Source organism: Geothrix fermentans DSM 14018 (assembly GCF_000428885.1).
GTDB classification, from domain to species: Bacteria; Acidobacteriota; Holophagae; order Holophagales; family Holophagaceae; genus Geothrix; species Geothrix fermentans.
In genome coordinates, this window is the sequence record NZ_KE386810.1 from 759,803 (window position 1) to 766,188 (window position 6,386).

At 70.7% G+C, this 6,386-nt stretch carries 5 protein-coding genes; 3 read left to right on the forward strand and 2 right to left on the reverse strand.

Annotation, left to right across the window (positions count from 1 at the left end; all coding sequences use genetic code 11):
* Positions 1 to 17: 17 nt before the first annotated feature.
* Positions 18 to 1,694: an AMP-binding protein gene (locus G398_RS0114065; RefSeq protein WP_026854069.1), complete on the reverse strand. Its 1,677-nt coding sequence runs from the start codon at positions 1,692 to 1,694 to the stop codon at positions 18 to 20.
* Positions 1,695 to 1,865: 171 nt separating this feature from the next.
* Here G398_RS0114065 and G398_RS18655 point away from each other — a divergent pair, with 171 nt between their 5' ends.
* The 3 genes from G398_RS18655 to G398_RS0114080 are packed head-to-tail and all read left to right on the forward strand — an operon-like array spanning position 1,866 to position 6,069.
* Entirely contained in the window at positions 1,866 to 4,304 is a 2,439-nt protein-coding gene (locus tag G398_RS18655; RefSeq protein WP_052572021.1) for a bifunctional acetate--CoA ligase family protein/GNAT family N-acetyltransferase, read from the forward strand.
* A 17-nt stretch (positions 4,305 to 4,321) separates the two neighbouring features.
* Positions 4,322 to 4,948 carry a CBS and ACT domain-containing protein gene (locus tag G398_RS0114075; RefSeq protein ID WP_026854070.1) on the forward strand — a complete coding sequence of 209 codons (627 nt, stop codon included), beginning with the start codon at positions 4,322 to 4,324 and terminating at the stop codon, positions 4,946 to 4,948.
* Positions 4,936 to 6,069: an acetoin utilization protein AcuC gene (locus tag G398_RS0114080; RefSeq protein WP_043485015.1), complete on the forward strand. Its 1,134-nt coding sequence runs from the start codon at positions 4,936 to 4,938 to the stop codon at positions 6,067 to 6,069. The genes G398_RS0114075 and G398_RS0114080 overlap by 13 nt, the downstream gene beginning before the upstream one ends.
* Here G398_RS0114080 and G398_RS0114085 read toward each other — a convergent pair.
* Positions 6,066 to 6,386: integrase core domain-containing protein (locus G398_RS0114085; RefSeq protein ID WP_026854072.1), on the reverse strand; the 321-nt coding region annotated here is incomplete at its 5' end. The genes G398_RS0114080 and G398_RS0114085 overlap by 4 nt on opposite strands.

Below are 6,386 nucleotides of genomic sequence, written 5' to 3' on the forward strand. Positions count from 1 at the left end.
GCCTCCCAGGGCGGTGGCTACTTCAGTTCAGGAAACTGCTCCTCCCGGAACTCCAGGGCGGAAGAGGCCGGATCCGCAGCGCGCTTCCGCAGCTCCACCCGCCGGATCTTGCCGGAGATGGTCTTGGGGAGGTCCCCGAACTCGATGATGCGGATGCGCTTGTAGGGGGAGATGCGCTCGCGGATGAAGCGGAACAGGGCCAGGGCCGTGGCGCGGTCCGGCGCGTACCCCGCCCGCAGGATGATGTAGGCCTTGGGCACGGTGAGCTTGAGGGGATCCGGGCTCGGCACCACCGCCGCCTCGGCCACGGACTCGTGCTCGATGAGGAAGGACTCCAGCTCGAAGGGACTGATGCGGTAGTCGGAGCTCTTGAAGACGTCGTCCGCCCGGCCCACGAAGCAGAGGTAGCCGTCCTCGTCGCGGGTGGCCACGTCCCCGGTGCGGTAGTAGCCTTCCGCCTCGGCCTTCCGCATCTTCTCGGGATCGTCCTTGTAGCCGGCCATGAGGCTCGTGGGCCGGGGCTTCAGCTTGAGGGCGATCTCGCCCTCCTCGGCCTCCCGGCCCTCGGGATCCAGCAGCGCCACGTGGAAGCCCGGCAGGGGGCGGCCCATGGAGCCGGACTTCACCGCCTGCCCCGGCGAGTTGCCCACGATGGCCGTGGTCTCCGTCTGCCCGTAGCCGTCGCGGATGGTGAGGCCCCAGGCCTTCTCCACCTGGGTGATGACCTCGGGGTTCAGGGGCTCTCCGGCGCCCACAAGGGCCCGGAGCTTCACCTTGTAGGCCGCCAGGTCCTCCTGGATGAAGAGGCGCCACACGGTCGGGGGGGCGCAGAGGGTGGTCACGCCTTTGTCCACGATGGCCTTGAGGGTGGCGGACGCGCTGAACCGGGCCGCCCGGTAGACGAAGATGCAGGCTCCGGCGTTCCAGGGCGCGAAGAAGCTGCTCCAGGCGTGCTTGGCCCAGCCCGGCGAGCTGATGTTGTAGTGGACGTCGCCTTCCTGCAGGCCCACCCAGTACATCGTGGACAGGTGGCCCACGGGGTAGGACTGGTGGGTGTGGACCACCAGCTTGGGCTTGGCCGTGGTGCCGGAGGTGAAGTAGAGCAGCATGGGATCCGTGGCGCGGGTGGGGCCATCGGCCTCGAAGGCGGTCGAGCCCGCGTAGAGCTCCGACACGTCGTGCCAGCCAGGCACCGAGGCGCCCACGCTGATGCGGGTGAGGCTGGCGTCCAGGCCGTCGAACTTGGCCGTCTGGGCGGAATCCACCACCAGGTGCCGGATCCCGCCGCGCTCGATGCGGTCCTGGAGGTCCGCCTGCGCCAGCAGCAGCGTGGAGGGCACCAGCACCGCCCCGAGCTTGATGCACGCGAGCATCACCTCCCAGAGGGGCAGGACGTTGTCCAGCATGATGAGCACGCCATCGCCGCGTTTGACGCCCATGGCCCGCAGGGTGTTGGCCACCTGGTTGCTGCGCCGGGAGAGGTCCTGGAAGCTGACCTTCGTCTCCGTTCCGTTCTCCTCGACGATCCACAGCGCGGGCCTGTCATTGCCCACGGCGTAGGTGTCGAAGTGGTCCAGGGCCCAGTTGAAGGCATCGAGGACGGGCCAACGGAAATCCCGGCAGGCCCCTTCGTAGTCGTCGCGATGCGCGACGAGAAAGTCCCTGGCCTGGAGAAACGCCTCGCGACCATTCATCTGGTCCTCCTGAATTCGCTTGGGGGGGTATGAAGCAATCTAGGACGGCCCGGTCCGTCCGTCCAGGATGAAAAGCGACATACAGGGGGAGAAAGAATCTCAAGTAGGGCCAGCGACCTGGAGCGCGTGGTAGGGTGGTCGCATCGCACCCCCTGTTCCGCGAGGCATCCTGTGTTCAGCATCATCCCTGACGGCGCAGGCTACCGGGAATTCGTCCTCCTGAAGGACGGCCAGGGCGTGCTCCTGCGGACCGCCTCCCCGGAGGACGCGGACCGCGTGGAGGCCTTCATCCGCGGCCTCTCCCGGGAGAGCATGGCCATGCGCTTCATGGGCGGCGTGTCCGGCGTCTCGCGCAAGTTCGTGGAGGACCTCTGCGACGAGAACCGCCGCCAGCGGGCCTGCCTCCTGGCCATCGAGGGCGAGGGGTCCGAGCAGCAGGTGCTGGGCCTGGGCAACTACGTGGGCGACGGCGGCGCCGTGGCCGAGGTCGCCTTCATGATCGGGGACGCGCACCAGGGCCGGGGCATCGGCACACTGATCCTCGAGCGCCTGGCGGGTCTGGCCGCGGGGGCCGGCTACCTGGGCTTCGAAGCCGAGCTGCTCCACGAGAACCAGAAGATGGCGAACGTCTTCCGGGATTCGGGGTTCGAGACCACCCGGGCCATGGAGGGCGGCATCATCCATGTGCGCTTCCCCCTGAGCGCCCCCGAGGCCCAGCGGGAGCGGGCGGAGATTCGCGAGCGCGTGGCCACGGCCAACTCCCTGGTGCCGCTCCTGCGGCCCGGCAGCGTGGCCGTGGTGGGCGCCTCCCGGGACCCGGGCTCCGTGGGCAGCACCATCTTCCGCAACATCCTCCGGGGCGGCTTCCAGGGGGCGGTCTACCCGGTGAACCCCAGGGCCAAGACCATCGAGGGCGTCAAATCCTATCCCTCCCTGGCCTCGCTGCCGGAGTCCCCGGACCTGGTGGTGCTGGCGGTGCCGGCCGCCAAGGTGCCCGCGCTCGCCCGGCGGGCCCTGGACAAGGGCACCCGCGGCCTCCTGGTCCTCACGGCCGGCTTCGCGGAGACCGGCCCGGAAGGCGCCCGGCGCCAGGAGCGGCTGGTGCGCCTCGCCCGCAGCCGGGGGGCGCGCCTGGTGGGCCCCAACTGCCTGGGACTCCTGAACACACATGCCGCCGTCCAGCTGAACGCCAGCCTGGCCACGGCGATGCCGCCGCGCGGACGGGTCGGCTTCTTCAGCCATTCCGCGGCCCTGGGCGTGGTGATCCTCCAGTACGCCGCCGAGCGCGGCCTGGGGTTCTCCTCCTTCGTCTCCGCGGGGAACCGGGCCGATGTCTCGGGCAACGACCTGCTCCAGTACTGGGAGGAGGATCCGGACACGGACCTGGCCCTGCTCTACCTGGAGACCTTCGGAAACCCGCGCCGCTTCGCCCGGCTGGCCCGCCGGATCTCCCACCGCAAGCCCGTCCTCTGCGTGAAGAGCGCCCGCAGCCACGCCGGGCGCCGGGTGGCCCAGGCCCACATCGCGGCGAGCCCCCAGAATGACGCCGAGGTGGAGGCCCTCTTCCACCAGGCCGGCGTGATCCGCGCCGACACCCTGGAGGACCTCTTCGACATCGCCCTCCTGCTGTCGCACCAGCCCCTGCCCCGGGGCGACCGCGTGGCCATCGTCAGCAATTCCGGCGGAGTGGCCACCATCTGCGCAGACGCCTGCGAAGCCCATGGCATGCGGATCGCGGGCCCGGGCGTGGTGGACCTGCACGCCATGGCCACCCCGGAGCACTACGAGCAGGCCTGCCGCGAGGCCCTGGAGCATCCCGAGGTGGACGCCCTCATCGCCTCCTTCGCCTGCCTGGGGGACTGCGATCCCGACATGGTGGCGCGGGCCATCCGCCGGGCCGCCGTGCGGGCGGAGCAGACCACGGGCGTCCCCAAGCCCACCCTGCTCTCCCTCATGGGCGTGAGCGGGGCCATTCCCGTGGGATCCACCGCCCGGGGCGAGGGCGGCGCCATGAACCGCACCTTCCCCTCCTACCGCTTCCCCGAGTCGGCGGCCCTGGCCCTGTCCAAGGTGGTGCAGTACGCCCACTTCCGCCGGCAGCCCCCGGGCCGGTTCCAGGGCTACGCGGACCTCAACGCCGGCGAAGCCCGGCGGCGCGTGGAGCAGTTGGTGGGGAAGCTGCCCGAGGCCGCCCAGGCGATCCTCTCCCTGCCCCAGGCCCGGGAGCTCATGGCGCTCTTCGGCATCCCCGTCACCACCCTCCCGGAGCCCGCGGAACGGAGGGGCCCGAGGGTCCAGCTCCACCTCACGGCGGATCCCGACTTCGGTCCCATCTGGCGCTTCCACCGCCAGGGCGTGGGCTCCATCCTGCGCCTCACCCCGCTCACGGACCTGGACATCGCCGACGTCCTCGAGCGGATGCACCTGCCGCCTGGCAACGGCCTGGGCGAGACCCTGGGCCGCCTAACCCAGCTGGTGGAGGAACTGCCCTGGCTCCACACGCTGGAGGCGCAGGTCGCCGTCCACGGCGAGACCGGCGCCCTCAGCCCTCTGCCCCTGCAGCCGGACCTGCGCCTGACCTTCACCCAGGTGGGCTTCCGCAAGCCCTGAACCCCGAGGAGACCGCCATGCTCGTGAAGGAGATGATGCGCCGGCCGGTGACGGTGGTCTCCGTGGAGGCCACCATCGGGGAGGCCTACCAGCTGCTCCTGGATCGCGGCTTCCGCCACCTGCCCGTGGTGGACCATGGGCGCCTGGTGGGCGTGCTCACGGACCGCGACCTCCGCCTGGCCACCAGCAGCTTCAGCGAGAAGCCGCATGTGGCCACGGATCCCGTCTCCGCCGTGATGAGCAGCCCGCCCCTGACGGCGGATCCCCTGGATCCCGTGGAGGACGCCGCGCGGATCATGCGCGAGCACAAGATCGGCTGCCTGCCGGTGGTGGACGGCCAGGAGCTGGTGGGCATCCTCACGGGCATGGACCTGCTGGACGCCCTGATGACCCTCACCGGGGTGACCAAGCCCTCGTCCCGGCTCGAGGTGGCCCTCGCGGACCGGCCCGGCGAGCTGGCGCGCCTCACCGCCTTCCTCGCGGAACGCCACGTCAACATCCACTCCATCCTCACCTACCCCTCGCCGGAGGCCGTGCGCACGGTGCTGCGGGTGGACTCCAACCAGATCCGCCCCCTGGCGGACGAGCTCCGGCGGGCGGAGTTCGATGTCCTGTGGCCGCTGCCCAAGCCATGGCAGCACTGATCCACCGCCCGGAATACGCCGGGTACGACTTCGGGCCGGAGCATCCCTTCACGCCGGCGCGGCTCGCCATGGTCCTGGACCTGATCCAGTCCCTGGGCCACACCCTCTCGCCCATCGCGGCGCCCGCGGCCACCCGGGAGGAGATCCTCACGGTCCACGACGAGGCCTATGTGGCCATGGTCGAGGCCCTGGATCGCGGCGAGGCCCGACCCGAGGCGGAGCGCTTCGGCCTGGGCACGCCGGACAACCCCGTCTTCCCGGGCATGGACCTCGCGGCCCGCTGGCTGGTGGGCGGCGCCCTCCACGGGGCGCGGCTGCTGATGGCGGGCACGGAGACGCGCGTGCTCCAGCTGGGCGGGGGCCTGCACCATGCCCAGAAGGACCGGGCGGCGGGCTTCTGCATGTACAACGACCTGGCCGTGGCCATCCAGGCCTGCGTGGCCCACGGCTGGCGCGTGGCCTACCTGGACATCGACCTCCACCACGGCGACGGCGTCCAGAACCTGTTCTACGGCGACGACCGGGTGCTCACCGTCAGCCTCCACGAGACGGGGCACTACCTCTACCCGGGCACGGGCCACATCCAGGAGCTGGGGACGGGCCCGGCCCGGGGCCTGAGCGTGAACGTGCCCCTGGAGCCCTTCACGGAGTCCGAGAGCTACCTGGAGGCCTTCGACGCCGTGGTGCCCCGGGCCCTGGAGTGGTTCGCCCCGCAGGTCCTGGTGGTCCAGGCCGGCGCCGACGCGCACTTCACGGATCCCATGGGCGACCTGGCCCTCACCACCCAGGCCTTCCAGGGGCTCTACCGGCGGATCCTCGACCTGGCCGCCACGCACACCCAGGGCCGCGTGCTCCTCACCCTGGGAGGGGGCTACGAGCCGCAGGTGGTGGCCCGCGTGTGGACGATCCTCTACCTCACGCTGATGGACCTGCCCATCCCCGAGCGGCTCCCCCAGGCCTGGCTGGAACGCTGGCGGGACCGCCTGGGCCCGGAGCCGGGCTCGACCCTCCACGACCCTGTCCCCGCCTATCCCGAGCTCCCGGGCCGCGAGGAGAGGAACCGCCGCAACCGCGACATCGTCGCGCGCCTGCAGGATTCCCTGTTCCGCTACTGGCTCTAGGTGTCGCGGCCAAGGACGTTGTTCAGCTTTTGAGCGGGGGCGAGACCGCCGAGGGCTGAGTGGGACCTGTGGTGATTGTAGTGGTGGAGCCAGGCTTTGAGGGCTTGGCTCCGCTGTTCTGAGGATTGGTAGGCCAGGCGGTAGGCCCACTCGCGAAGGGCTGTCTGGATGAACCGTTCGGCCTTGCCGTTGGTCTGAGGGCGGTAAGGCCGGGTGAAGCTGTGCCGGATGTCTTGGGCCTCGCAGACAGCTTGGACCAGCTTCGAGTGGTAGCACATGCCGTTGTCGGTGAGGATGCGCTGAACCCGGACGCCCTG